The sequence below is a fragment of the Planktothrix sp. genome, from assembly GCF_046067725.1.
Lineage (GTDB): Bacteria > Cyanobacteriota > Cyanobacteriia > Cyanobacteriales > Microcoleaceae > Planktothrix.
The window spans coordinates 1-2,905 of record NZ_JBJUDF010000160.1 but is presented as its reverse complement, the minus strand read 5'-3'; the positions used below and the strand labels follow the sequence as shown (position 1 = coordinate 2,905).

2 protein-coding genes are annotated in these 2,905 nt (G+C 39.0%); both read right to left on the bottom strand.

Annotated elements, in window-relative coordinates; translation table 11 throughout:
• Nucleotides 1-95: 95 nt before the first annotated feature.
• On the bottom strand, nt 96-665 hold the full coding sequence (locus tag ACKPEB_RS09625) for an HU family DNA-binding protein (protein ID WP_408964661.1): 570 nt from the start codon (nt 663-665) through the stop codon (nt 96-98).
• Between the two features lie 59 nt (nt 666-724).
• Nucleotides 725-2,905 (bottom strand): hypothetical protein (locus ACKPEB_RS09620; RefSeq protein WP_408964660.1); only part of this gene is annotated, 2,181 nt, incomplete at its 5' end.

Below are 2,905 nucleotides of genomic sequence, written 5' to 3'. Positions count from 1 at the left end.
ATACAATTTCTTTTTCTTTCATCACTTTACCCAAAATCAAAAGGGCAAGCACTTTAGCACTCACCCCTTGTATTAATGACCCTCATCTTCACCTCCTAAGCAGCAAACAAATATTTCAGTTCGGGAATTTCACCCGCCCGTTTCCATCCGGTTCCCTCTGACCAAATTGGAGTTGCAGACGTTACACCTTTGGTAATTAACTGATTTTCAGCCACAGGTTCAACTTTCTCTCCACTCAAACTAATGTGCCAGGTTCGGCTAACCATCTCGGCAGGTGGCGGCGGTGGGACTGGTGCTGGTGGTGTGATTAAATCTTGGGGTGGTGGGGGTGGCGCAGATAATGCAGTATTTGATGCAGTATTTAATCCTTGTCCCTTGTCCCTGGCCCCTCGTCCCTCAACTTCATCCTGAATCATTTTCTCGAAGCTATCATAGAATTTGAATCGAGGTTTAGTTCGGGGTTTAGCGATAATCACTTCCCCGGTGCGTGGATTCCGAGCTTGTCGTTCACCCAGTTCTTTCGGATAAAATACGCCAAAGTCAGAAACTTTAACTTCATTACCTGCCCGTAACTCTAACTGAATAAACTTAATGAAACCGTCAATTACTCCTTTAACGGTCTGTTCAGAAAATCCAGTTGTTTGTTCAATGTAAGTTGTATCCATTGTTCATTCAAAAGTCTTAATTCTGATTCGATTGTAATAGATTTATCTCCAATAATCAACTATTTAAACTCTAAAAAGTCTTGAATTTGTTCTTCACTCAGAGACAGGTCAAAGAGATAAACTCGTGTAGTTTTATCTTCACCTGTTCTTTTCCTTGGATATTTATCATTTTCATAAGCAGCGCCATAGATTTTCATTCGTTTTGTCCAACCCGGAAGAACATAAGCATGAGATTTATCTCCAATCATTCCTAAGTGATGGAATCCAATTTGAGTTTGAGCACCATCCCATTTCATCTCTAAAGCCAAGTATTTCTTCCCTTGAGATTCAGTCATATAGGCTCTGACGTCAACCTCCTGACCCTTCCAAGGTGCGCGACGGGGAGTTGCCCATTTACCATATTGAATCGCATAAACGGTTAAAACTTTTGCTTCTTCTAATTTGGTATTATTTAATTCACCAATAATTTCATCAGCAAACAACAGAAACACTAACCCGGCTGTTCCAGTATGAGCAGTATGACTCACCCGCCAATAAGCCGCTGCCCAAGATTCTCCCGAATAAAAACTACCATCTCGTTTCGGAAGTTTAAGCAGTTCATCTCGTCGTAACCTTGCATTCTCAGCAACGGCTTTAATTAATCTATCATCACCATCATTTTGTTCTCGATGAGCAATGGCTTTACCCATCTCTTCCCGGTAACTATCTCGATGTTGAGTTGCTAACTGCATCTGATAACCATCAACTTGTACATTGGAAAACAGAACATTTTGATAAGCTTGGGGACTGCTATCTTCTTTAAGGTCAGGACTGCGCCAATAACTATTAACCAATTGGACAATTCGAGTTACGGTATCAGTTAAATAGTTATTCACAAAGCAAGGACGGGTTAAATAACAATCATCGGATTTCAAATCAGCTAACCATTTAACATCGCCTTCAACAGCATCTAGGAAATTTCTAACAATATCTAATCCTTCTGTATTATTAGGATAAGCCGATTTTAAACTATCAACAGCAATTTGTAATTCTTGGGAAAGGAAATCAATAATTCGCATCTCGCCTTCCTTGGGAATATTGAGAACTTTATCCTCGGCTCTGACTGCCCTAGCTCTACCTAATAGAGATGCTACAACTCCTGTTAGATCATTCATAGAATTAATGGCAATCTGCTGAAAACTACCTGTTAATGGAACTTTGGGAAACTTTTTAACAGTTGGTGGTGAAGTGAAATTAGCGATCGCATTCCTAACATTCGGATAAACATTACTCTTAATTAATTGGACAAAATCACCATCGGTATCTCTTCCTAATTCTAACAATAATTCACGAGTAGCGGCTAATACTCCAGGGTCATTGACAAACATTCCTTCATGTTTATTTTGCCATAACTGCACATCTCCCCAATGTCTCATAGGATTACAAAACACAATATATTCACCTTGATTAAATGATTTCGAACAGAAAGCTTTAGGACTATATTGCATTTTACCATCGGGTAACTTCACCTGATATCGTTCAAAATACTGATCAGGCATACACATCACAGAATAGAATCGAACTCCGGCTGCTTTAGCCAAATTCTTCCACATTTCTCGACATCTTTCTTTAACTTTCTTGACAATATAAGGATGTAATAATAATAAACCATTTCTATCAGCTTGAATCACACGGGCGGCAATGTTAGCATATTCAGCTTCAGCATCAGGATTATCATCAAGGTCTGCTAATTCTTCTTCAGCTTCTTGTAAATCTACTCGCATAATTTCAGCAAGATTCTGAATTGAATTAAATGCACCTGCTAAATTCTGACATTTCTCCTCAAGCTTAGTGATAATGCCATCTTCTTCTAAAGTAGAGAAATCAAACCATTGCCACAACATCCAACCCGGTTTTGCTCTCCGTTCTTCAGCTTCATGAACAACACCAACTAAAATTTTACCTTCATAATTGCCTAATGGTGGCTTATTTCCTTTCAAAGAACTGAGGGGAATAACTAAATCAAATTCAGTATCATCTAATGCAGGATTATAAGCAACAGTTCCCTTCGCCACCCATTCATTTCTTAAAGCCGCTCTAAATTGTAATCCAATCGGTTGTTGTTCATCAATTGGAACTGGTGGATCTAAATCTTTAGGATAAGCCTCTAATAATGCCATTAAACTGCTACTGGCTTTAGCATGACAATCTCCGGTATCCCAATGGATATTATTTGTAGGATCATCTTGAGGAGAACCATC